21 protein-coding genes are annotated in these 21,877 nt (G+C 67.4%); 11 read left to right on the forward strand and 10 right to left on the reverse strand.

What is annotated here, in order from left to right:
• Positions 1-10: 10 nt before the first annotated feature.
• The 7 genes from D619_RS0101140 (at position 11) to gyrB (ending at position 10,366) form a co-directional block, all read left to right on the forward strand.
• On the forward strand, positions 11-1,765 hold the full coding sequence (locus D619_RS0101140; RefSeq protein WP_152417231.1) for a hypothetical protein: 1,755 nt from the start codon (positions 11-13) through the stop codon (positions 1,763-1,765).
• Positions 1,762-2,676, forward strand: a complete 915-nt coding sequence (locus tag D619_RS0101145) for a tyrosine recombinase (RefSeq protein WP_017666721.1) — start codon at positions 1,762-1,764, stop codon at positions 2,674-2,676. Before D619_RS0101140 ends, D619_RS0101145 begins: the two co-directional genes overlap by 4 nt.
• A gap of 40 nt (positions 2,677-2,716) precedes the next feature.
• A complete protein-coding gene (locus D619_RS0101150) occupies positions 2,717-3,820 on the forward strand; it encodes an NADH:flavin oxidoreductase (RefSeq protein WP_017666722.1) in 1,104 nt (367 codons plus the stop codon).
• A gap of 28 nt (positions 3,821-3,848) precedes the next feature.
• On the forward strand, positions 3,849-4,538 hold the full coding sequence (locus tag D619_RS0101155) for an NUDIX domain-containing protein (RefSeq protein ID WP_017666723.1): 690 nt from the start codon (positions 3,849-3,851) through the stop codon (positions 4,536-4,538).
• Positions 4,535-5,623, forward strand: coding sequence for a DNA replication/repair protein RecF (gene recF, locus D619_RS0101160; protein WP_017666724.1), 1,089 nt, complete (start codon positions 4,535-4,537; stop codon positions 5,621-5,623). Before D619_RS0101155 ends, recF begins: the two co-directional genes overlap by 4 nt.
• A 56-nt stretch (positions 5,624-5,679) precedes the next feature.
• Positions 5,680-7,890: a GGDEF domain-containing phosphodiesterase gene (locus D619_RS17020; protein ID WP_017666725.1), complete on the forward strand. Its 2,211-nt coding sequence runs from the start codon at positions 5,680-5,682 to the stop codon at positions 7,888-7,890.
• A 76-nt stretch (positions 7,891-7,966) separates the two neighbouring features.
• Complete coding sequence (gyrB, locus tag D619_RS0101170) at positions 7,967-10,366, forward strand: DNA topoisomerase (ATP-hydrolyzing) subunit B (RefSeq protein WP_017666726.1); 2,400 nt, start codon at positions 7,967-7,969, stop codon at positions 10,364-10,366.
• Here gyrB and D619_RS0101175 read toward each other — a convergent pair.
• Both D619_RS0101175 and D619_RS17985 read right to left on the reverse strand, forming a co-directional pair.
• On the reverse strand, positions 10,363-11,466 hold the full coding sequence (locus D619_RS0101175) for a P1 family peptidase (protein ID WP_017666727.1): 1,104 nt from the start codon (positions 11,464-11,466) through the stop codon (positions 10,363-10,365). The genes gyrB and D619_RS0101175 overlap by 4 nt on opposite strands.
• Positions 11,467-11,710: 244 nt before the next feature.
• Positions 11,711-12,070 (reverse strand): UrcA family protein, encoded by a 360-nt coding sequence (locus D619_RS17985; protein ID WP_017666728.1) that lies wholly within the window; start codon positions 12,068-12,070, stop codon positions 11,711-11,713.
• 280 nt (positions 12,071-12,350) lie between these two features.
• Between D619_RS17985 and D619_RS0101185 the strand changes: the two genes are divergently transcribed.
• On the forward strand, positions 12,351-12,776 hold the full coding sequence (locus D619_RS0101185) for an Rrf2 family transcriptional regulator (protein ID WP_017666729.1): 426 nt from the start codon (positions 12,351-12,353) through the stop codon (positions 12,774-12,776).
• Here the strand turns inward: D619_RS0101185 and D619_RS17025 are convergent, their stop codons facing one another.
• Genes D619_RS17025 through mscL form a run of 3 tightly spaced genes read right to left on the reverse strand, consistent with a single transcriptional unit; the run spans position 12,777 to position 14,458 of the window.
• Positions 12,777-13,229 (reverse strand): META domain-containing protein, encoded by a 453-nt coding sequence (locus D619_RS17025; RefSeq protein WP_017666730.1) that lies wholly within the window; start codon positions 13,227-13,229, stop codon positions 12,777-12,779.
• A gap of 15 nt (positions 13,230-13,244) precedes the next feature.
• Positions 13,245-14,021: a DUF4239 domain-containing protein gene (locus D619_RS0101195; protein ID WP_017666731.1), complete on the reverse strand. Its 777-nt coding sequence runs from the start codon at positions 14,019-14,021 to the stop codon at positions 13,245-13,247.
• On the reverse strand, positions 14,018-14,458 hold the full coding sequence (gene mscL / locus D619_RS0101200) for a large conductance mechanosensitive channel protein MscL (RefSeq protein ID WP_017666732.1): 441 nt from the start codon (positions 14,456-14,458) through the stop codon (positions 14,018-14,020). The genes D619_RS0101195 and mscL overlap by 4 nt, the downstream gene beginning before the upstream one ends.
• A gap of 127 nt (positions 14,459-14,585) precedes the next feature.
• Between mscL and D619_RS0101205 the strand changes: the two genes are divergently transcribed.
• From D619_RS0101205 to D619_RS0101215, 3 genes are read left to right on the forward strand one after another with little or no spacing between them, the layout of a single operon-like run.
• Complete coding sequence (locus D619_RS0101205; protein WP_026090574.1) at positions 14,586-15,185, forward strand: LemA family protein; 600 nt, start codon at positions 14,586-14,588, stop codon at positions 15,183-15,185.
• A gap of 26 nt (positions 15,186-15,211) precedes the next feature.
• Positions 15,212-16,018, forward strand: a complete 807-nt coding sequence (locus D619_RS0101210) for a TPM domain-containing protein (RefSeq protein WP_017666734.1) — start codon at positions 15,212-15,214, stop codon at positions 16,016-16,018.
• Positions 16,018-16,686, forward strand: a complete 669-nt coding sequence (locus D619_RS0101215) for a hypothetical protein (RefSeq protein WP_017666735.1) — start codon at positions 16,018-16,020, stop codon at positions 16,684-16,686. The genes D619_RS0101210 and D619_RS0101215 overlap by 1 nt, the downstream gene beginning before the upstream one ends.
• A gap of 18 nt (positions 16,687-16,704) precedes the next feature.
• Here D619_RS0101215 and D619_RS0101220 read toward each other — a convergent pair whose 3' ends face one another.
• The 5 genes from D619_RS0101220 to D619_RS0101240 all read right to left on the reverse strand — a co-directional run bounded on the left by D619_RS0101220 (position 16,705) and on the right by D619_RS0101240 (position 21,859).
• On the reverse strand, positions 16,705-17,316 hold the full coding sequence (locus D619_RS0101220; RefSeq protein ID WP_017666736.1) for a glutathione S-transferase family protein: 612 nt from the start codon (positions 17,314-17,316) through the stop codon (positions 16,705-16,707).
• Positions 17,303-18,283: a Gfo/Idh/MocA family oxidoreductase gene (locus tag D619_RS15200; RefSeq protein WP_017666737.1), complete on the reverse strand. Its 981-nt coding sequence runs from the start codon at positions 18,281-18,283 to the stop codon at positions 17,303-17,305. The genes D619_RS0101220 and D619_RS15200 overlap by 14 nt, the downstream gene beginning before the upstream one ends.
• Entirely contained in the window at positions 18,280-19,617 is a 1,338-nt protein-coding gene (locus D619_RS15205; RefSeq protein ID WP_017666738.1) for an MFS transporter, read from the reverse strand. Before D619_RS15205 ends, D619_RS15200 begins: the two co-directional genes overlap by 4 nt.
• A gap of 62 nt (positions 19,618-19,679) precedes the next feature.
• Complete coding sequence (locus tag D619_RS0101235) at positions 19,680-20,516, reverse strand: 3'(2'),5'-bisphosphate nucleotidase CysQ (protein ID WP_017666739.1); 837 nt, start codon at positions 20,514-20,516, stop codon at positions 19,680-19,682.
• Entirely contained in the window at positions 20,513-21,859 is a 1,347-nt protein-coding gene (locus tag D619_RS0101240; RefSeq protein ID WP_017666740.1) for a TldD/PmbA family protein, read from the reverse strand. Before D619_RS0101240 ends, D619_RS0101235 begins: the two co-directional genes overlap by 4 nt.
• Between the last annotated feature and the right edge of the window lie 18 nt (positions 21,860-21,877).

Consider the following 21,877-nt stretch of genomic DNA (forward strand, 5'->3'; position numbering starts at 1 on the left):
ACGCGCATTGATGACCGGCGCTGCCATGGCAGTGGCCGCGGGGCTGATCCTCGCCGCACCCGTGGTGGGCCAGGATGCCGGCCCCAACCGCGACGCGCCCAAATCGCTGTTGCCCCCCGGCTTTGACACGCCGGCCCCGGCCCCTGCCGCCGCGCCGGCGCCCCTGCTGCCCGGTGCGAATGCGCCGCCAGCCGAAACCGCAGCTGCGCCCGCCGCACCATCGCTGGTGCCGGATCAGGTGGGCGATGTGCCGCCACCCTATGTTGCCGCACCTGCGGCGCCGGCGCTGCCACCAGGCGCGCCGATCGGCATTCTCGATGCTGCCAATGGCGGTCTGCCGGCCGATGCCTTCAGCGGCAGCAACGGGCGTTTTCTGGCCGGGCTGGCCAATCGCATCAAGGGCCCCATCGCCTCGCGCTGGGCGGCCATCACCGTGGGCCGGGCGCTGGCCTCGCGGGTGCCGGGGCCGGCGGGCCTGGGTGACGGCGATTGGGTGGCGGCCCGGGCTGGCCTGCTGATGCGGATGGGGGCGATTGATCCGGCGCGGCGACTGATCGATGTGCTGCCCAGTGAACGTTATACCCCGGCGACTTACCAGGTGGCGGGAGAGGTATCGCTGGCCGCCGCTGATCTGGCCGGCCTGTGCCCGATTGCCGCCACTGGCCGGGCGCTTTCCGATGATGTGATGTGGGATCTGGCCTGGGGCATGTGCGCCGCCATGGACGGTGACGACATCACGGCGGCCGGCGTCATCGATTCGGTGCGCAACAAGCGCGGTGCGGTGCCGGCCTTTGATCTGCGGCTGGCGCAGCGCGTGGTGGTGCTGGCCGGCGGCGCCGGGCGGGCCGACGGCATCAACTGGGCGGAAGAAGAAGGGCTGAGCCCCTATCGCTATGGCGTGGCCAGTGCCGCCGGCGTGACAGTGCCCGCCGATCGGCTGGCCGCGCTGGGCCCGGCGCATCCGGGCTGGGTGGTGCGCAACGCCGGGATGCCGGCGGCAACGCGCCTTGCGTTGCTGCGGCAAGCTGCGGTGCTGGGCACGCTGTCGGCCGAGGAACTGGCCAGCGGTGTTGCGGCGCTCAGCCCCGCCGATGCCAGCGGCGGGTTCGCCGCCGACAGCCGGGCGGGCCGCCTGCGTGATGCTTTCACCGGCAGCGCGGCAGACCGGGCCGACGTGATTGCGGCCATTGTTCGCGACGATGGTGCCGATCACTATGGCGCGCTGCTGGAAGCCGCCACGGCGGCAGCGGCGCTGAAACCGGCGGCGGCCCTGGCCGATCAGTCCGATGTGATCATCGCGGCGCTGCTGGCCGCCGGCAATGCGGCGCGGGCACGGGCCTGGTGGCCGGTGGCGCAGCAAGCCGATGCCGATGTTCGTGCCCGCGCGCTGGCGCTGCTTGCCACGGGTGCGGGGGTGCCGATGGCTTCGGGCGATGTTGGCGATTGGCGCAGCGCCGCCAAGGCCAGCCCACGCCGCGAGGCCATGCTGGTCGCGGCCTTGTCCGGACTGGGGCAGGCGCGGGGCGGCAGTTGGAACCGCGACGGCATCAAGCCGGTCAGCAACCGCTGGACGGCGGCGCTGGCCAGTGCGGCGAAGCGGCGGGCGGTGGGCGAAGTGGCCCTGCTGGCGGCAACTGGCCTGCAAGGCGGCTGGGCCGATGTGCCGCCGGCCCATGTCCAGGCCATCATTGCCGCGCTTGTTGCCTGTGGGCAGATGGCGCCGGCGCGGCTGATCGCAGCCGAAGCGGTGACTCGCACCGCATGATCACGGACCGCCAGGCCATTGCGCTGTTCCTCGACAGCCTGGCCAGCGAACGCGGAGCGGCAAGGAACACGCTGCTCGCCTATGGCCGCGATCTTGCCCAGGCCAGCGAATGGCTGGGCGGCGGCCTGGCAGCAGCAGATGCGGCCGCACTGGCCCGGCTGGCGCGGCATTGGGCACCGCTGGCCCGCGCCAGTGCCGCCCGCAAGGCCAGTGCGGTGCGGCAGTTTCTCAGCTTTCTGATGGCCGAACATCTGCGCCCCGATGATCCCGGCCGCGATCTGGCGTTGCCGCAATCGGCGCGGCCGTTGCCGAAAACGCTGGCGGCCGGCGATGTGGAACGATTGTTTGCCACGCTGGCCGAAAAGCGCAGCGCCCGGCCTGACGATCCGTTGGTCCTGCGTTCGGCGGCGCTGCTGGAACTTCTCTATGGATCGGGCCTGCGCGCCAGCGAACTGGTGGCGCTGCCCCGCCATGCCTGCAAGGCCGGGCGCGGCCATATGGTGGTGCTGGGCAAGGGCGCCAAGGAACGGCTGGTGCCGATCAGCCGCCGCGCCGAAGCCGCCGTGCTGGCGTGGGAAGCGCATGTGCCCAAGGACGCCAAGTTCCTGTTTCCGGCCGGCCAGAATCGGAAGGATTTGGGCAAGGCGGGTTATCTCTCCCGCTTGCGACTGTGGCAGATCATCAAGGCGCTGGCTGCTGATGCCGGCATCCCACCCGCCCGTATTTCGCCGCACGTGCTGCGCCACGCCTTTGCCACCCATCTGCTGGAAGGCGGCGCCGATCTGCGCATCGTGCAGACGCTGCTGGGCCATGCCGATATCGCGACAACGCAGATTTACACCCATGTCGCCTCGGCGGCGCTGGTGGAACTGGTCAACACCCGCCATCCGCTTGCCGATGGGTCAGATTGACAGGTGACTTTGCATGGTTCGCCCGGCTAGGCAGGCGGGCATGAGCAACAATCCCCTCTTCCGCCCGTTCCCTCTCAAGGGCCTCACCCTCCCCAATCGCATCGTGATGGCACCGATGACGCGCAGCTTCTCGCCGGCGGGCCAGCCGGGCGCGAATGTCGCGGAATATTATCGCAAGCGCGCTGCCGGCGGGGTGGGCCTGATCATCACCGAAGGCACGGCGGTGGAGCGGGTGGGTGCGGCCAATGATCCCAACGTGCCGCATTTCTTTGGCTCGGCGCTCGATGGCTGGGGCCAGGTGGTGAAGGCGGTACACGGCGAGAGCGGGCTGATCGCGCCGCAATTGTGGCATGTCGGCGCGCTGCCCAACCGCCGCAGCCCCAAGGGCGAGGAAGCCGAAAGCCCGACCGGCCATTACATGCCCGGCAAGACCAATGGCCGCGCCATGACCGATGCAGACGTGGCCGATGCCATCGCCGCCTTCGCCCGCGCCGCTGGCGACGCCATGCGCCTGGGTTTCGACGCGGTCGAACTGCACGGCGCGCATGGCTATCTGATCGATCAATTCTTCTGGGGCGCCACCAACACTCGCAGCGACCGTTGGGGCGGTGACACGCTGCCGCTGCGCGCGCGGTTCGCGGTGGAATTGCTGAAGGCGGTGCGCGCCGCCGTTGGCCCCGATTTCCCGGTGATCATCCGCCTGTCGCAGTGGAAGCAGCAGGATTTCGCCTTCCGCCTGGCGCCGACACCCGACGAGATGGCAGCCTGGCTGGGCCCGCTCGCCGATGCCGGCGCCGACGTGTTCCACTGTTCGCAGCGCCGCTTCTGGGAGCCGGAGTATCCGGAACTCGATGGCCCCGAAGGCCTGAATTTTGCCGGCTGGGCAAAGAAGCTGACCGGCAAGCCGACCATCACCGTGGGCAGCGTTGGCCTCACCGGCGAATTCGTCGCCGGCATGGGCGGCGAATCATCGAAGCCGGCCAGCCTTGATGGCCTGCTCGCCCGGCTGGAGCGCGACGAGTTCGATCTGGTTGGCGTGGGCCGTGCGCTGATCGTCGATCCGGATTGGGCGCTGAAGGTGCGCGATGGCCGCCACGGCGAATTGACCGATTATACGACTGAATCGCTGATGACCTTGGTGTGAGGCCACGGCTTGTGGCAGGAGAGGCCACATGCAGGTTGATGAAGACAATGTACCGATCCTCAAGGGCCGCTCGTTGCGGCCCAAGGATGCGGCGACCGTACTGGTGATCCGCCGCGACGGGCCGGCCCCGCGCGTTCTGATGGGCCGGCGGGCGAAGGGCCATGTGTTCATGGCCAGCAAATGGGTCTTCCCCGGCGGACGGCTGCACCCGGCTGATTTCCGCGTGGCCGCCGCCAGCGAATTGCACGACGAAACGGCGACATCACTCTGCCGCACCGCGCCGCTGGGGCGGGCCCGGGCGCTGGCGGCGGCGGCCGTGCGCGAATTGTTCGAGGAAACCGGCCTGGTCCTGGGCGCGCCCGGCGCGGGCCGCACGAAATCGCCGGAATGGCGCGATTTCCTCGCCACCGGCCATCTGCCGCATCTGGAACCCCTGCGCTTTGTCGGCCGCGCCATCACGCCGCCGGTGCGGCCGCGCCGTTTCGATGCCCGCTTCTTCACGGTGGAGGCGGATCATCTCGTCAGCCTCGATCCCGGCAGCGGCTGCGGCGAACTGGACGAAATCGCCTGGTTCGACTGGGAAGAGGCGGCGCAGCTTGATCTGCCCAGCATCACCAGGGCCATTCTGGCCGATGTGGCGGCGCGGCTCGATGATCCGGCGCGGCCCATCCCCTATCATCGTTTCGACAATGGCCGGCATCGGCTGCTGATGCTGTGACGGCGATCACCCGCCTGACGCTGACCGATTTTCGAAACCATGCCCACGCCACCATCGCTACCGGGCCGGGCCTGGTCGTGATCACCGGTGATAATGGCGCGGGCAAGACCAACATATTGGATGCAATCTCGCTGCTGGCGCCGGGGCGGGGCCTGCGCAGCGCAGCGCTGTCGGATGCGGCGCGGCAGGATGGCCCGGGCGGCTGGAGCGTGGCGGCAACGCTGATCTCGCCGCAGGGGGAAGTGCAGATCGGCACCGGCACGGCGGCTGCCGCGCCCGAACGCCGGCTGGTGCGGGTGAATGGCGCAGCGGCCACGGCGGCGGCACTGGCCGATTGGCTGGCGCTGGTGTGGCTCACCCCGGCGATGGACCGGCTGTTCAGCGAAAGCCCCGGCAGCCGGCGGCGGTTTCTCGATCGGCTGGTGCTGGCGCTGCATCCCGGCCACGGCCAGCGCGTCAACCGCTATGAGGCAGCGATGCGCGAACGCACGCGGCTGCTCACCGCCGATACGCCCGCCGATCCGGTGTGGCTGGCCGGGCTGGAGGCCGACATGGCCGACCATGGCGCGGTCATCGCGGCCGCCCGCGCCGAAATGGTGGCAGCCCTCGCCGCAGCGCTGGCAGGCGGCGACGAGGGGCCCTTTGCCCGGCCGCTGATCGCATTGGCTGGCAATGATGCCGATCATCTGGCGGCGCGGCTGGCCCGGGGCCGCGCCCGCGACGCGGCAGCGGCGCGGGCCATCGACGGGCCGCACCGTGCCGATCTGATCGTCACCCATGCCGGCAAGGCGATGCCGGCCGCGACCTGCTCCACCGGTGAGCAGAAGGCGCTGCTGATCGCGATCGTGCTGGCCCATGCCGCGCTGGTGGCGCAGCGCAGTGGCCAGCCGCCGATCCTGTTGCTCGATGAAATTGCCGCCCACCTCGATGCCAGCCGGCGCGCCGCCCTGTTTGAACGACTGAGCGGCATGGGCGTGCAGGCATGGATGACCGGCACTGATGCGGCACTGTTTGCCGAACTGGCCGGCAACCGCCCGCCGGCACACCGTTTTCAGCTGATCGGCGGGCAAATCTCCCCCGGATAAAGCCGGCGCTTGCCTGGCCGTTAGAGCGAGTCGGTGCCAAGCGGGAGATTTGTTGCATGTCGGAAAGCAGCTGGCCGCTTGGGACGCGCCTGCCGTTTCCTGCGCCAGCGGCCGGGGAACGTCCGCTCAGCCCGCGCCTGCTGGCCGCTGCCGAACCCATATTGCAAGTCGCCGGCATCGGCGCCTGGCACTACAATGCCAGCGGGCAACTCTGGTGGAGCGCTGAAACCCGTGCCATCCACGATGTTCCGCCCGATTTCGTGCCTGCGCTCGACACGGCGGTCGATTTCTACATCCCGGAACACCGCCCGATCATCCGTGCGGCCGTTGCCGCCGCCCTGCAGGATGGGACCGCCTGGGATCTGGAATTGTGCATCCGCCGTGCAGATGGCGAGCCGCGTTATGTTCGCGCGCGCGGGCGGCTGGCCGATTCCGGCAAGGCGCGCACCACCAGCCTGATCGGCACATTCGAGGACATCACGGCCCGGCACGAGGCCGCCGCCCGGGCCGCGCGGGAACTGGACTTGCGCTCGCGCACGGAAACCCTTCTGCGCGATGTGATCACCGGCATTCCGGCGGCGCTCTCGGTTTATGACCGTGATGAACGGCTGATCCTGGTCAACGAAAGCTATCGCGACATCCTGCCCGGCAACCGCCAGTATATGGTGATGGGCGAGCGACTGGCCGATATCATCACCAGAAAGGTGCTGGCCAATCATTATGTGCCGGAAGTGCGCGCCGACGATCCGCCCGAGGTGCGGCGGGCCTGGGTATCGGATTATCTGCGCCGGCATCGCGCCAAGGGGTATAACCGCGTCTTTCACCTGCGCGATGACAAGTTCATGCAGGCCAGCACGGCGATTTCGGAAAGCGGCAACATCGTTTCGATCCGCACTGACGTGACACCGCTGATGCGCGCCGAACGCGAACTGCGCCGCCGGGCCGAGGAAGATGCACTGACCCGGCTGGCCAACCGCGAGGTGTTGATGCAGCAGCTGGGAGGCCTGCCCGATATCGGCCCTTCGGGCCTGTTGGTGCTGTTCGATGTCGATTTCTTCAAGGCGGTGAACGACAGCCTGGGCCATGCCGCCGGCGACATGCTGCTGCGCCTCGTGGGCCGGCGGTTGAAGCGCAGCTTGCGTCCCGGTGATGTGGCGGCGCGCCTGTCGGGCGACGAGTTTGCGCTGATCGTGCACGGGGTTTCCACGCCGGCAGAGGTGCAGGCCTTTGCCAATCGGCTGCTCGCCCGCCTGCGCCGGCCGATGCGGCTGGGCGCCAACCGTTATGCGCCGTCCTTTTCGGTGGGCATTGCACCTTTCCCAGCCAAGGGTTGCGGGCCGCGCGAATTGCTGGGCAATGCCGATGCCGCGCTGCTGGATGCCAAGCGCCAGGGCCGCGCTCGCCATGTCCTGTTCGGGGCGGAACTGGCCAACCGGGTGATGCGTCGCACACGGCTGGCCGATGCGCTGCGCCAGGCCATATCCGGGCGACAACTGGTGGCCGCCCTGCAACCGCAGCAGCGCCTCGCCGATGGCAGCGTGATGGGTTTCGAGGCCCTGGCGCGCTGGCACCACGAAGGGGAATGGGTGCCGCCGGCCGAATTCGTGCCGCTGGCCGAGGATGTGGGCCTGGCCCAGCCGCTGGGCGCGCAGGTGATGGAAGCGGCGCTGGCCGGCTTTGCCGCCATGCTGGCCGCCGGACTGGAGCCGGGGCATCTGGCGGTCAATGTTTCCACCGCGCAACTGCTGGCCGATGATTTCCTCGACACGGTGAAGCGCAGCCTGGCCCGCCACGGCGTGCCGGCCAGCCGGCTGGAAATCGAGGTGACGGAAACCGTGCTGCTCGATCGCTCGATCGCGCGTATCGGCCACACGCTGGAATCGCTGCGGGCGATGGGTTGCACGCTGGCCATGGATGATTTCGGCACCGGTTATGCCTCGCTTTCGCACCTCACCACCTTCACGGTGGACCGGATCAAGATCGATCGCAGCTTCACCCGTGCCATCGACAGCGACGGCGAACATGGCCTGATCGCCCGCACCCTGATCGGGCTGGGTCGCGGCCTCGGGCTGGAGGTGATCGCCGAAGGGGTGGAAAGCGAAAGCCAGCGCCGCTTTCTGATCGTGCATGGCTGCACCGCTGTGCAGGGCTATCTCTTTGCCAGGCCGATGCTGGCCGAGGAGGCGCTGCCCTGGCTGGCGCAGCAGCAGCGCCAGAAACGGGCCCCGGCCGGACACCGCCGGCTGCGCGGCGTGCTGGGCGGTTGAGCGCGCATTTCCCCTCGCACGCGCGCGCGGGAGTCACTATAGCCTTGGGCACAAATCCCATCCCAAGGCTGCTGCGTTGACCGACAACAATCCGAATCCTGCCCAGATCAACGATTATGGCGCCGACAGCATCAAGGTGCTGCGCGGCCTCGACGCGGTGCGCAAGCGCCCGGGCATGTATATCGGCGATACCGACGATGGCTCGGGCCTGCACCACATGGTGTTCGAAGTGTCGGACAACGCCATCGACGAGGCGCTGGCCGGCTATTGCGACCGCATCGACATCGTGCTGAACGCCGATGGCAGCGTGAGCGTCACCGACAATGGCCGCGGCATCCCCACCGGCATCCATGCCGAAGAAGGCGTGTCGGCGGCCGAAGTGATCATGACCCAGCTGCACGCAGGCGGGAAATTCAACAATAGCGATGACAATGCCTACAAGGTGTCGGGCGGCCTGCACGGTGTGGGCGTCTCGGTGGTCAACGCCCTGTCGGAATGGCTGGAGCTGACCATCTGGCGCGACGGCGAAGAACATTGGATGCGCTTCCACCATGGCGACGCGCAGGCGCCGCTGGCCGTGCGCGGGCCGTCGAATGGCCAGCGCGGCACCCGCGTCACCTTCTTCCCGTCGCTGGGCACGTTCAAGTTCATCGATTTCGATTTTGCCAAGCTGGAACACCGGTTTCGCGAACTGGCCTTCCTTAACAGCGGCGTGCGCCTCGTGCTCACCGATGCCCGCCATGCCGAGGGCAAGTCGGTCGATCTTTTCTATGAAGGCGGCATCGCGGCCTTCGTGAAGTTCCTCGACAAGTCGAAGGCGCCGCTGATCCCCAATCCCATCGCCATCACCGGCCAGGCCAATGATATCGGCATCGATGTCGCGCTGGAATGGAACGACAGCTATTACGAGCAGGTTCTCTGCTTCACCAACAACATCCCGCAGCGCGATGGCGGCACCCACCTCGCCGCCTTCCGTGCCGCGCTCACCCGCACGCTCAACCAATATGCGGAAGGCTCGGGCCTGTTGAAGAAGGAAAAGGTCAGCCTGACCGGCGACGACATGCGCGAAGGGCTGACTGCCATCGTGTCGGTGAAGCTGCCGGATCCCAAGTTCAGCAGCCAGACCAAGGACAAGCTCGTCTCCTCCGAAGTGCGCCAGCCGCTCGAAAGCCTGATGGCCGACCGGCTGGACGTGTGGCTGCAGGAAAACCCGGCCCACGCCAAGACCATCGTGGCCAAGATCATCGATGCCGCCGCCGCCCGCGAAGCCGCGCGCAAGGCGCGCGATCTGACGCGGCGCAAGGGCGCGCTCGACATCTCGTCGCTGCCCGGCAAGCTGGCGGATTGCCAGGAGCGCGATCCGGCGAAATCCGAACTCTTCCTCGTCGAAGGCGATTCCGCCGGCGGCAGCGCCAAGAATGGCCGCAACCGCCAGAACCAGGCCATCCTGCCCCTGCGCGGCAAGATCCTGAACGTCGAACGCGCCCGGCTCGATCGCATGCTGGCCAGCCGCGAGATCGGCACGCTGATCCAGGCGCTGGGCACCAGCATCGGGCCGGAATTCAGCCTGGAAAAACTGCGTTATCACAAGGTCATCATCATGACCGACGCCGACGTGGACGGCGCCCATATCCGCACGCTGCTGCTCACCTTCTTCTTCCGCCACATGCCGTCGCTGATCGAGGCCGGGCATCTCTTCATCGCGCAGCCGCCGCTCTACAAGGTCACGCGTGGGCGGTCGGAAGTCTATCTCAAGGATCATGCCGCGCTGGAGGATTATCTGGTCGAAACCGGCACCGGCAGCCTGGTGCTGACCACCAGCAGCGGCCCGCGTTCCGGCGCGGATCTGGCGGCGCTGGTTGATCATGCCCGCCGCATGCGCGCCCTGATGGCCTATGTACCGCGGCGCTATCCGGCGCTTGTCATCGAGGCGCTGGCCCTGAATGGCGCGCTGGAAACGGCAGATGCCGGCGCCGCGGCCAAGGCGGCGGCGTGGCTCAATGCGTCGGAAACCGATGGCGGCCTGTGGAAGGTGATCCTCAGCGCCGATGGTGGTTACCAGGCAGAACGGGAATGGCGCGGGGTGACGGATTATCACGTCATCGATGGCGCCTTCCTGTCGTCGCCGGAAGCGCCGCGCCTTGCTGCGCTGGCCGGGCAGGAAGCCGCCACCTATGCGTCGCCCGCGATGCTGGGCAGCACCCGCATCACCAGCCCCGCCGATCTGCTCGCCGCCGTGCTCGATGTGGGCCGCAAGGGCCTCGCCATCGCGCGCTACAAGGGCCTTGGCGAAATGAACGCCGAACAATTGTGGGAAACCACGCTCGATCCCGCTGCCCGCACCCTGCTGCGCGTGGACGTGGACGAAGCGGCGGACGCCGACGACATCTTTGCGAAACTGATGGGCGACGTGGTGGAAGAGCGCCGCAGCTTCATCCAGGAAAACGCGCTGAACGTCGCCAATCTGGACGTTTAACGCCGGCTGAGCAGTCGCTTCACCAGTGCTGGATCGACCGCCACCGCCTGTCGTGTCTCGCCGGTGGCCGGGTCGCGGCTGCTGACGGTTTCGGCGGCGAGCAGGCTGTTGGCGATCGCTTCCTCCGTCGCGTCGGCAGCGGCGATGAACAGCGGCGTGGTCGCCTCGTTGCCGATTTCCGGATAGGCCGTCGTGGTGGCGCGGCGGGCGGCGGTGCGGCGGACGGCTTCGGCGGTGGAGAAGGCGATGGCATAGTCGCCGGAGCCGTTGCTGAACGCAGAACCCGTGCGGGCGAGGCCGGCCATGGCGCGGGCCGCGAGCCGGGTGAGATTGCGGTCGGAGAGCGGCGCATCCGTGGCCACCACGATCATGATCGAACCATCCGCGGATACACGGGCCGCTGTTTTCGCTGGCGGCGGCGGGATGGGCACGCCGCCGAGGATCAGCCGGCCGCCATAATTGCTCTGCACTATGACGCCGACGGTGAAGCCTTCCGGTGTGCGCCGCGACGCGGTGCCGATGCCGCCCTTGTAGCGAAAGGCAATCGTGCCGCGCCCGGCGCCGACAGCGCCTTCCACCACGGGGCCTGGCCTTGCCTCGGCAATGGCGCGGCGGGCGTCGGCGACGGTGACGGCGCGGGCGCGGATGTCGTTCAGGCCACCATCGTTGGTCTCGCCAACCACGGCGTTGACCGAACGCACGCCCTCGTTGCCTGGCTGGCCCAGCGTATGTTCGATGATGGCAGCGGCGGCTTCCGGCACGTTCAGCGTGTTGGTGAGCAGGATCGGCGTTTCGATCTCGCCCAGTTCGCGCACCTGGCTGAGGCCCATCAACTTGCCAAAGCCGTTGGCGACAACCATGCCGGCGGGCACCTTGTCGGCAAAGAGATTGCCGCCGTGGGGGAGGATGGCGGTGACGCCGGTGCGGATCGTCTCACCGCGATCAAGGGTGATCTGGCCCACCAGCACGCCGGGCACATCGGTGATGGCGTTGAGGAGCCCGGTGGGCATTGGGCCCGGCGCGATCCCGGTGTCGCGGGCGCGGATGGCCGCGGCGGGCTGGGCGGTCAGGAGGGCGAGGCTGAGCAGGAGCAGGCGCATGGCGCATCATGACGTGCTGCGCCTGAAAATAAAGTGCCGCCCGGCGTCGAGGGATGGATCTCGCCGGGCGGCACCGTCGCGATGCGCCCCGAGAGGGGCAAGAGAGGCGCATCGGAGCTCGTGGGAGCTGAAGATTGGGGGCTCTTTGGGCGGGGCGCACCCTGTTGGGGGCTATCGGGTGCGCCACCGGCCGGATCGGCGGGCAAGGACGGCCCCTGCCCAAACCCGCCGTTTCGTCAGCCGATCAGGCGGCCAGCTTTTCCGCTTCGATGGCGGCCATCGTCGCATTGCGGGTGGCCTTCAGCGCCTCGCTGTAGCAGCGATATTCCTGCGCCACGGCCAGCGGATTTTCGCCGGAGCCCTGGCAAACCCTCTTGGCGGCATGGCGCAGGCGGCTTTCCAGGCGGGCACGGCCGTCGGTCGAACCCAGGTTGAGGTCAGCGTAGGACACATAGGCCACGCGCTGGCCGGCTTCGTTCACGCTGTAGGCGACCTGGGCGTTGGCCGGGGTGGCGGTGGCGCCGACGACGCACAGGCCGGCAAAGAACAGGGTGCCGGCAGCGCCGACAAGGTTGCGGGTGAAATTCTGGGCAGAAGCGAACATGGGGGACCTCTTGTCTGTTTCAGCGGCCGGACCATCCGGCTGCCGATGCCAACAGCTTTGCAAAGCCCGTGCCAAGTGAACGGAAAAAATCGCATTTTGAAATATCAATGGCTTAGGGGAGATTCCGTATTGCATATGCATGACAGCGGATGCGGATAGCGCGAATAGATGGTGAATATTGCCAATAATCGGCATTCATTTTGTCGCGAGATCCTGCATCTGGCACGGCCATTTGGCTTGGCAGCTAATCCCTGCTGATGCATAGGAGATAGCGTTCGTCATGCTCACCCAGCGTTCCCGTTACGCGCTTCGCGCGCTTATCTTCATCGCCCAGTCGGGTGGGGTTGCCCCCGTGCCGATTTCGGTGATCGCCGCCGATCAGAAACTGCCGCGCAAATTTCTGGAGGCGATCCTGCTCGACCTGAAGAATGGCGGCCTGGTGAACAGCTATCGCGGCAAGATGGGCGGCTATCGCCTGGCGCGCCCGGCCAGCCAGATCAGTTTCGGCGAGATCATCCGCCTGATCGAAGGTCCGTTGGCGTTGGTCCCCTGCGTGTCGCTTTCGGCCTATCAGCGCTGCGATGATTGTTTCGAGGAAACCACCTGCGTGATCCGCAAGGTGATGCTGGTGGTGCGCGAACAGACGGCGGATATTCTCGACAACACCACGCTGGCCGATCTGTCAGTGGATCGCGTCGCCGCCTGATCAGGGCTGCGCTGGCTTGCGCAAGGTGAGTTTGCGGCCATCCTGCGTGGCGAGGATGGCGGCGCCATCGGCCAGGTAGATCACGCTGTTTGCCGCTTCCAGCAGCGCCAGCACCCGCTGTTCGATCGCCATGGCAGGCGGCGGGCAGGCCATCCTCGTGGCAGCCATCGGCCCCAGTTGCAGCACGGCGCCATCCTGTTTCCAGTTGCCGTTGAAGCGGTTGCAGCCGGCCGTGCCCGAAAGCCGGCTGGTGCCGTGATCGCCGGGATCGAACATCAGGCGGCCACCCGCAACCGGCCCGCCGCCGTTGAGATCCGCAATCTGCCATTCGCCTTCCAGGCTGCCGGCGATCACGGGCGGCCTGCCGCTCATGGCCTGGCCCAGTTGCTGGCGCTGCTCACGGCAGCCGGCGATGGCGAGGAGAACGAAGGGCAGGAGCAGGGCGGCACGCATGCCTTCATCCTGCCGTTAGCCAGCAGCCGGTGCAAGACTGGCAACCAGCGTCTCCATCGCCGATTGATCGATCAGGATGGCGCCATCGGCCGGCCGATCGAGATCGAGGATCAGCATGATGGTAAGGCCCATCAGCAGAAACAATATGCCCGAGGCAAAGCGGTGGCGGTGGCCATGGGCATCGAGCACATAGCCGAGCAGGAAGCAGGCGACGGCGGAGAAACCGACCAACAGCAGCATGACTTCACCGGGCACGCGGGCCGCCACCGCCTTCTCGCGCTGGGTGCCGGTATCCAGCACCGCATTGACGGCGCTGACCAGGTTGACCGCGCGCGGTCCATCGAGGCTGGCCTGGGCGGCTGAAGTCAGGCTCCACACCCGGCTCCGCAAAGCCGAGGCATGAGCCAGCCGGGCGGTTTCGTGCGGCAGCGGGCTGTTCACCCGGATGCGGGCATAATCGGCCAGTGCGGATTGCAGCTGAGGGCCCTGCGGTGCCGGCAGCAGCCCGGCACGCAGCCAGGCCGTGCCGATGTCGTTGGCTTCCTGCACCACCAGCTGACGGCGCTCATCATAGCGATCAAGCGCCATCGAGAAGGTGAAACCCAACAGCAGCGCCAGCACCAGCAGCGCGGTGGAGAGGACCTGGCTTTCATCCTCGCCGCCGCCACTGCCGCCAAAACAACGGTGGCAGAAGAAGCCGGCTTCGGCGGCGAGGAAGAAGATGCCGAGCAGCACCGCCGGGATGGCGGGCAGCGGCACCCAATCCAGCAGGTCCGCGAGCTGGTTGATCAACCGTGACCCTTCTTCAGTTCATCGCGGATTTCGGCCAGCAGCACTTCGCTGGGCGTCGGGCCCGGCGGTTCGGCAGGGGCTTCGGCCGGCTTGGCCATCGCCTTGTTGGCGGCTTTCACCATCAGGAAGATGACAAAGGCGATGATGATGAAGTTGATGAAGGCGGTGACGAACTTGCCATAGCCGAACAGGGGCACGCCGGCCTTCTTCAGTGCTTCATAATCGGTAGGGCTGCCCTTGTAGTCAGCCGGAATGTCGCCCAGCACCACGAACAGGCTGGTAAAATCGGCGCCGCCCGAAACGAGGCCAATGATGGGCATCACCATGTCTTCGGTGAAGCTGGTGACCACCGCACCAAAGGCAGCGCCGATGATCACGGCCACGGCCAGATCAAGCACATTGCCGCGCGCGATGAAGGCCTTGAATTCCTGCAGCATGATTTCCTTACTCCCCTGTTGAAAAGCCCGCAGGCGCATTATCTTGTGGTCAGCAATGCGCAACGATCCACTGCACTCTGCCACAAACCGCGGCCTGCGCAAGCCGCTGCCACTGGAGACTTTTTCCATGACCAAGGCCCTTCGTCGTCCCGCTGCACTGGCTGCGCTGGCCGGTACTGCGCTGCTGCTGTCGGGCTGCGGCGTCAACACCATCCCCGCCAAGGAAGAGGCAGTGAAGGCCAAATGGGCCGATGTGGAAAACCAGTATCAGCGCCGGGCTGACCTGATCCCCAATCTGGTCGCGACGGTCAAGGGCTATGCCGCGCAGGAAAAGGACGTGCTGGAAAGCGTGACCAAGGCGCGCGCCAGCGCCACCCAGGTGACGGTTGATCCCACCAAGCTTACCGACCCGGCGCAGCTGGCGCAGTTCGAACAGGCGCAAGGCGCGCTCAGCCAGTCGCTCGGCCGACTGCTGGTGACAGTGGAAAAATATCCGGAGCTGAAATCCAACGAGCAGTTCCTGCAGCTGCAGAGCCAGCTGGAAGGCACCGAAAACCGCATCGCGGTTGCCCGTCGCGATTACAACATGGCCGTTCAGGATTATAACACCGAGATCCGCACCTTCCCGTCGCTGATCACGGCCAAGGTGGTTTATGGTGCGCAGCCGATCGCGCCGTTCAAGGCCACGACGGTCAACGCCGACAAGGCGCCCGAGGTGAAATTCTGAAACCCCCCGTTCGGGGAGGACAAGCAATGACGGCACTTCGCCGGACGACCCTGCCGGCCATCACGCTGCTGCTGGCGGCGCTGTGGGCGCTGTTCACGGCGCTACCGGCAGCGGCTGAACCGATCTTCCCGAAACTCACCGGCCGCGTCAGCGATGCGGCCGGGGTGTTGCCAGCCGATACGGCGGCAGCGCTGGAGGCGAAGCTGAAGGCGCTGGAAGACACGACCGGCACCCAGCTGGTGGTGGCGACCGTGCCCGATCTGCAGGGCTATGAGATTGATGAATATGGCTATCAGCTCGGCCGGGCCTGGGGCATCGGCCAGAAGGGCACCAACAATGGCGCCATCCTGCTGATCGCGCCGGCGCAGCGCAAGTTGCGCATCGAGGTTGGCTATGGCCTGGAAGGCGTGCTGACAGACGCGGTTTCCATCCGCATCATCCGGCAGGCGATCGTGCCGCGCTTCAAGGCGGGCGACATGGCGGGCGGGATCGTTGCCGGCGCGGATGAACTGATTGCGCTGCTGCAATTGCCGCCCGATCAACAGGCGGCCTTTGCCGCCCAGGCCAAGGCCGCCAGCGCCGATGAAGGCGACAGTCCCGGCTGGGGCGCGCTGGTCTGGCTGATCATCATCATCGTCTGGATCATCATCGCCTCGCGCCGCGGCTCGCGCGGCCGACGTCGTGGCCCGGTGATCGTGTGGGGCCCCGGCATCGGCGGCAACTGGAGCGGTGGCGGCAGCTCGGGCTGGGGCGGCGGTGGCGGCGGCGGTTTTGGCGGCTTTTCGGGCGGCGGCGGCAGCTTCGGCGGCGGCGGCGCTTCGGGAGACTGGTGATGCTGTTCAACGATACCGATCGCGCCCGCATCGCGGCGGCCATCGCCGCTGCCGAAGCCAGTACGGCCGGCGAAATCGTGGTGATCATCAACACACGTGCGCACCGTTATGCTGCGACGATGCTGGCAACGGCGGTGCTGGCGGCCTTCACCTTGCCGTTCTTGGCGGTGCTGGCCGGATGGACGCCTTCCTTGCTGTTCCCGGATTGGGACGCACTGGATGGCGCCACCCGCGAGGTGCACGGCATCGAGGGCTTTGCCGCCGTGCAGGCGCTGGTGTTTGTCGCCACGCTGGCGCTGGTAGCCGGGCTGCAGCTGGACCGCGCGCTCACCCCGCGCGGCCTGCGCCGGGATCGGGTGCATCATGCCGCGATGATGCAGTTCCGGGCGCGCGGGTTGACCGCCACGCAAGGGCGCACTGGCGTGCTGCTCTATCTTGATGAGGCCGAACATGTGGCCGAGGTGATCGCCGATGAAGCGGTGTTCACCCGGGTGGCAGCCGACGAATGGGCCGACACCATCGCGGCGCTGATCGCCGGAATCAAGGCAGGCCGCGCCGCCGACGGGCTGGTGACGGCGATCGAACGCGCTGGCGCGGTGCTGGCCGCGCATCTGCCGGTGCAGGCTGGCGATGTGAACGAACTGCCCGACGCGCTGATCGAAATCTGACGCGCCGGGCAGCGTTCCTCAGGCGGCGGCAGAAGGCCGGGCAGCCACGCGGTCGCGCCACGCCGGCAGCCAGGTGAGGCCGGCCGGCAGCGGCTGGCCCACCTGTGCGCCAAACTCGACAAAACAGAACAGCAGGATGTCGGCCAGGGTGAAGCGGTCACCACAGACGAATTCGCCCTTCATCAGCCCATCGAGCCAGGCCAGCTTCTTGGCCGCCAGTGCCTTCAGCTCCTCGCCGCCGCTTTCCGACATGATCGGGAAACGCGGTTCGAACATCGGCCGGCCCTGCGTCGCGCGAAAACCGTTGGCCATGGTTTCGCAATAGCCCAGATCGATGATACGCACCCACCGCCGTGTTTCGGCGCGCTCTTCCGGCGTGCTGCCGATGATGGCGGGAGCGGGGTGAATCTCTTCCAGATATTCGGCGATCACGGTGATTTCGCTGACGATGCTTCCATCATCCAGCTCCAGCGCCGGGGTGCTGCCGGCCGGCACCTTCTTGATATAGTCGCCGCTGCGATTGACGCCGGCCATGATGTCGATGGTCTCGCTGGGCAGCGAGATGCCCTTTTCCGCCATCGCCATACGCACCACGCGCGGGTTGGGGCCGATACTGTCATAGAGCTTCATCTGGTTTCTCCTGGTTGAAGTGGTTACGGACAAGATCGATGGCCTGCATGGAACGCAGCGGGTCGTCGGTGGGCAGCGGCCATGGCGCGCCGCCGGTGACATGGGCGACAAACGCCGCCAGCTGCACATCATAGCTGCCGGGATCGGCGGGGCTGGTCAGCACGCTGGTGCCGGCGGCCTGCTCCAGCCTGATGGCATGGCCGCCGCGCTGCGGGGCCAGCGGATTGTCGACGATGATGCGGCCGTCGCGGCCGGTGATGACCAACTCCGCTCCGAAGGGGGCCGCCATGTCGGCGCGCACCACGGCAATCACCCCGCCGGGCATGGCGAGGTGCGCGCAAAAGGCCGCATCGGCCGCGCGCTGCTGGCGGAATTGCGCCGCGATCACTGCCAGTGGTTCGCCAGCGATGGCGCGCACCCAGGTCAGCGGATAGACGCCCAGATCCATCAGGGCGCCGCCGCCCAGGCTGGCCTGCCAGCGGAATTCATCGTCATCGGTCTTCACCGCCGCGTCGAACCAGGCTTCGAGCTGCTGAATTGGCCCGATGGCCGGCAGCGCCTGCTGCACCACGCGCCACAGGGCGTGGCAGCGGCTGTGCTGGGCTTCGACCATCGGCACACCGGCCGCGGCCGCTTCGGCCAGCAGTATTTCAGCCTCTTCACTGTTCAGCGTGAAGGGTTTTTCGACCAGCACCGGCTTGCCGGCCCGGATCGCGAGGCGGGCCTGTTCCAGATGAAAGGCCGGTGGGGTGGCAACGTAGATGGCGTCGATGCCGGGATCATTCACCATGGCGGCATAGTCGCCAAAGCTGCGGGGGATACCATGGGTGGCGGCGTAGGCGGCGGCACGATCGGCATCACGGGCGGCGACAGCGGCCACCACCACATCATCGCGCGCCCGGGCCGGGGCGATCATCGCATAGGTCGCGACCCGCGCGGCGCCGATGATGCCGACCGCCAAGCTCATCTGCCGTGCAGCTCGGCAATGATCTGCTGTTGGGCATCGCGGTCGATGGTCCAGCCCCGGGCCAGCCAGGCCGCCCCCAGCGCGCAGATCGTGGGCGGCAGCAGGAACAGCAGCACCAACCCATCGATGGCGGATGGCGTGTTGCCAGCGCCCAGCTTGGCATCAAAACCGACCAGATCGAGCACGATATAGGCAAGGCCGACGGGAATTGCGTAGCCGATCTTCTGCACACCCACGAGGACGGCATAATAGAGCCCGGCGTTGCTGCGGCCGGTGGCCAGTGTTTCGGCATCGGTCACATCGGCCAACATGGCGCGCACCAGGAAGGGCGGGGCCACGGCCGGAATGCCAGCCAGCAACATGCCGCCAGCGGCCACCCAGAAACCGGCGTTGGGCGCCAGCACCAGCGCGACGTGCAGCACGGCATAGCTGCCGATCGCCCAGGCCACGGCCATATGCTTGGACGTGCGGCGGGCGACCCAGCCCCACAAGGGTGCACCGATCAACCCGGCAGCAAAATAGAACAGCAACAGCAGCCGCGCCTCGTTGACCGAAAAGCCGCGCGCCGCTTCGAAAAAGAACACCAGCAGTGCGCCGCCAAAGCCGGGGGGCAGGCTGGCAAGCAGATCGATCAGCATCAGCCGCTGCAACAAGGGCCGTTTCAGCGCGTTCTTCACATCGCCCCAACCGTGCGGACTGGCATGGATCGGCGCACCATCGGGTACCCCGGCCGAGACGGCAAACAGGGCAGGCAGCATCAGCGCCAGCAGCACCCAGCCCATGGCGTGCACGCCCAGCGCCGACGAGGGCTCCAGCCCCCAGCGTGGCCCCAGCGCGTTGATCAGGGGCGGCACTGCCAGCAGGCTGAGCAGCGCCACCATGTTGAAACCCTGCCACCAGCCAAAGATGCGGCTGCGTTCATGATAATCGGTGGAGAGCGCCTGGCCCCAGCTGGTATGCGCCACCTGGGCCGCCGAATAGCCACTGTACATCAGCAGCAGGCCGGCAAAGGCGCGCAGCGGGCTGAGCCCGGGTTCGGCAAAGAAGACCAGCGCCAGGCCTATCATCATCACCAGGCCACCGATCACCATCCAGGGCCGGAACCGCCCGAACCGGGTCTTGGTGCGGTCAATCCAGTGGCCGAACACCACATCCAGTGGCAGATCGATCCAGCGCACGGCAGAGAACAGGATGCCGGTGAGCGCCAGGTCCAGCCCAAGCGTGCTGGCATAATAAGGCGGCAGATAGACAACCAGCGGCAAGCCGACGCCGGTGAGCGGCAGGCATGGCGCGGCAAAGGCGGCAAGCGTGCGGCGTTTCAGTGGTTCAGCCATTGTCCGTCCTCAGGGCGCGCCGCACAGTGCGGTGATGGCTGCAGCGGCGCAAGCCCGTGAAATCAGGCAGCCAGACCGCGCCGGCGCGCCGCGAACAATTTGAGCGCATGATCAAGCCGGGCCAGCACTTCGCCGTGCAGGGCCGGGGTGGCGGCGGCAAGGCCGTGGACCAGTGGCGTGGGCTGGTTGAAGCGCAGCGCCTCGCCGCGGCGATCGGTGAGCGTGCCGCCGGCTTCGCTGAGGATCAGGCTTGCGGCCGCCACATCCCATTCGCCAACGCTGCGACCTTCCACCCAGGCATCGGCTTCGTCTGCCGCCAGCATGGCCATGCGCAGCGCCAGGCTGTTGGGCTTGGTCACCGCCGCGCCGGGCCAGGGGGAGGGCCAATAGGCGGCGGCCATATTGGCCTGATCGATGGGCAGGCGCACGCCATCCAGCGTGTTCAGCGCCGACACGCGCAGCGGTTTGCCATTCAGCGTCGCGCCGCGCCCAGCGCCTGCGGCATAGATGCGATCCTGTGCCGGCGCGCCCAGCACGGCAGCGACAACCGCGCCATTTTCGACCAGTGCCACCGATACCGCCCAGCCGGTGCGGCCACGCAGGAAATCGCGGGTGCCGTCGATGGGATCAACCACCCAGACCCGGCCGCGGGACAAGCGATCCTCGCTGTCCGGGCATTCTTCCGACAGCCAGCCATCATCGGGGCGGGCAGCCGCGATCACGCCCTTCAGATATTCGTTCACCGCCATGTCGGCCGCGCTCACCGGGCTACCGTCGGCCTTGTTCCAGCGCGCCGTGGCGGTGCCGAAATGCGCCATGGCGATGCGGCCGGCGTTGCCCACGATCTCGGCCGCCAGGGCCAGATCGGCATCGCGCAGCGAAGGTGTGTGCGGCGTCAACTGCCTGCCACCATCATGCCATCGATGCGCAGCGTCGGCGCGTTGCTGGCATGACGGAAGGCAAGATCATTGGCGGCCACCAGCCGGGCAAACATGTCGAGCAGATTGCCTGCAATGGTGATTTCGGCCACGGGCCCGGTGATCTCGCCATTTTCGATCCGGTAGCCGCTGGCCCCCCGGCTGTAATCACCGGTGAGGCCGTTGACGCCCATGCCGATCAATTCGGTGACCAATATGCCCTGCTTGATGTCGGCCATCAGTTCAGCCGGCGTGGCGGTGCCGCCTTCCAGGTGCAGATTGGTGGTGCCGGCTCCGGGTGGCCCCGAAGTGCCGCGGCTGGCGTGGCCGGTGGGGGCCAGGCCCAATTGCCGGGCGCTGGCGGCATCCATCAGCCAGGTGGTGAGCACGCCATTTTCGATGATGGCGGTGCGGGCAGCGGGCAGGCCCTCGCCATCAAAGGCCCGGCTCCTGAGGCCGCGGCGGCGCAGCGGGTCATCGATCAGCGACAGGCCGGCAGGCAGGATGGCCTGGCCCAATTTGTCTTTCAGAAAGCTGGTGCCGCGGGCAATGGCGCTGCCGGTGACGGCGCCGACCAGGTGGCCAAGCAAGGTGGACGACACGCGCGGATCAAACAGCACGGTCATCGCCCCGCTGGGCAGCTTGATCGGGCCCAGGCGCTGCACGGCACGCTGGCCAGCGCGAGTGCCGATTTCGGCGGCGGATTCCAGATCGGCGAGATGGCGGGCGCTGTGCCAGGCATAATCGCGCTGCATGTCGCTGCCGGTGCCGGCCACCACGCTGGCCGAAAGGCTGTGGCTGGTGGAACGCTTGCCGCCGCGAAAGCCCGTCGATGTCGCCAGCGCCATCACCACCGTGCCAGCGGCAGCACCGGCGCCTTCGCTGTTGGTGACGCCAGCAATGGCGCGCGCGGCGTCCTCGCATTCCAGCGCCCGGTCTTTCAGGGCAGCGGCGCTGATCTCGGTGGGATCATCCACGTCCAGTTCGGGCAGGGGGCCGTGCGCCAGCCGGTCTTCGGGAGCGAGGCCGGCATAGGGGTCTTCCGGCGCCAGGCGGGCCATGGCCACGGCGCGCATCGCCGCTTCCTGCAGGGCGGCGGCCGTCAGGTCGGAAGAAGAAACGCTGGCCGAACGCTGGCCGACGAACACCCGGATGCCGATTTCCTCGCCTTCGGCACGGCCGATGTCTTCCAACTGGCCAAGGCGCACCGAAATCGAGGTGGAACCATCGCCAACATAAAGCGCATCGGCAGCATCGGCCCCGGCTGCGCGGGCGGCGGCAAGGGCGGCATCAAGGCGGGTGAGAGCGTCATCAGGGGAAAGCATGGCCCAGATGTAGGGAGA

Source organism: Sandarakinorhabdus sp. AAP62, from assembly GCF_000331225.1.
Taxonomy (GTDB): Bacteria; Pseudomonadota; Alphaproteobacteria; order Sphingomonadales; family Sphingomonadaceae; genus Sandarakinorhabdus.

Coding starts and splice junctions, on each gene's coding strand:
- D619_RS0101185 (WP_017666729.1), top strand. CDS start 12,351: ATGCTCACCCAGCGTTCCCGTTACGCGCTTCGCGCGCTTATCTTCATC.
- D619_RS0101215 (WP_017666735.1), top strand. CDS start 16,018: ATGCTGTTCAACGATACCGATCGCGCCCGCATCGCGGCGGCCATCGCC.
- D619_RS0101210 (WP_017666734.1), top strand. CDS start 15,212: ATGACGGCACTTCGCCGGACGACCCTGCCGGCCATCACGCTGCTGCTG.
- D619_RS0101140 (WP_152417231.1), top strand. CDS start 11: ATGACCGGCGCTGCCATGGCAGTGGCCGCGGGGCTGATCCTCGCCGCA.
- D619_RS17025 (WP_017666730.1), bottom strand. CDS start 13,229: ATGCGTGCCGCCCTGCTCCTGCCCTTCGTTCTCCTCGCCATCGCCGGC.
- D619_RS0101220 (WP_017666736.1), bottom strand. CDS start 17,316: ATGAAGCTCTATGACAGTATCGGCCCCAACCCGCGCGTGGTGCGTATG.
- D619_RS0101175 (WP_017666727.1), bottom strand. CDS start 11,466: ATGCGCCTGCTCCTGCTCAGCCTCGCCCTCCTGACCGCCCAGCCCGCC.
- mscL (WP_017666732.1), bottom strand. CDS start 14,458: ATGCTGCAGGAATTCAAGGCCTTCATCGCGCGCGGCAATGTGCTTGAT.
- D619_RS15200 (WP_017666737.1), bottom strand. CDS start 18,283: ATGAGCTTGGCGGTCGGCATCATCGGCGCCGCGCGGGTCGCGACCTAT.
- D619_RS0101240 (WP_017666740.1), bottom strand. CDS start 21,859: ATGCTTTCCCCTGATGACGCTCTCACCCGCCTTGATGCCGCCCTTGCC.
- D619_RS17985 (WP_017666728.1), bottom strand. CDS start 12,070: ATGTTCGCTTCTGCCCAGAATTTCACCCGCAACCTTGTCGGCGCTGCC.
- D619_RS0101155 (WP_017666723.1), top strand. CDS start 3,849: ATGCAGGTTGATGAAGACAATGTACCGATCCTCAAGGGCCGCTCGTTG.
- D619_RS0101150 (WP_017666722.1), top strand. CDS start 2,717: ATGAGCAACAATCCCCTCTTCCGCCCGTTCCCTCTCAAGGGCCTCACC.
- D619_RS17020 (WP_017666725.1), top strand. CDS start 5,680: ATGTCGGAAAGCAGCTGGCCGCTTGGGACGCGCCTGCCGTTTCCTGCG.
- D619_RS0101145 (WP_017666721.1), top strand. CDS start 1,762: ATGATCACGGACCGCCAGGCCATTGCGCTGTTCCTCGACAGCCTGGCC.
- D619_RS15205 (WP_017666738.1), bottom strand. CDS start 19,617: ATGGCTGAACCACTGAAACGCCGCACGCTTGCCGCCTTTGCCGCGCCA.
- D619_RS0101205 (WP_026090574.1), top strand. CDS start 14,586: ATGACCAAGGCCCTTCGTCGTCCCGCTGCACTGGCTGCGCTGGCCGGT.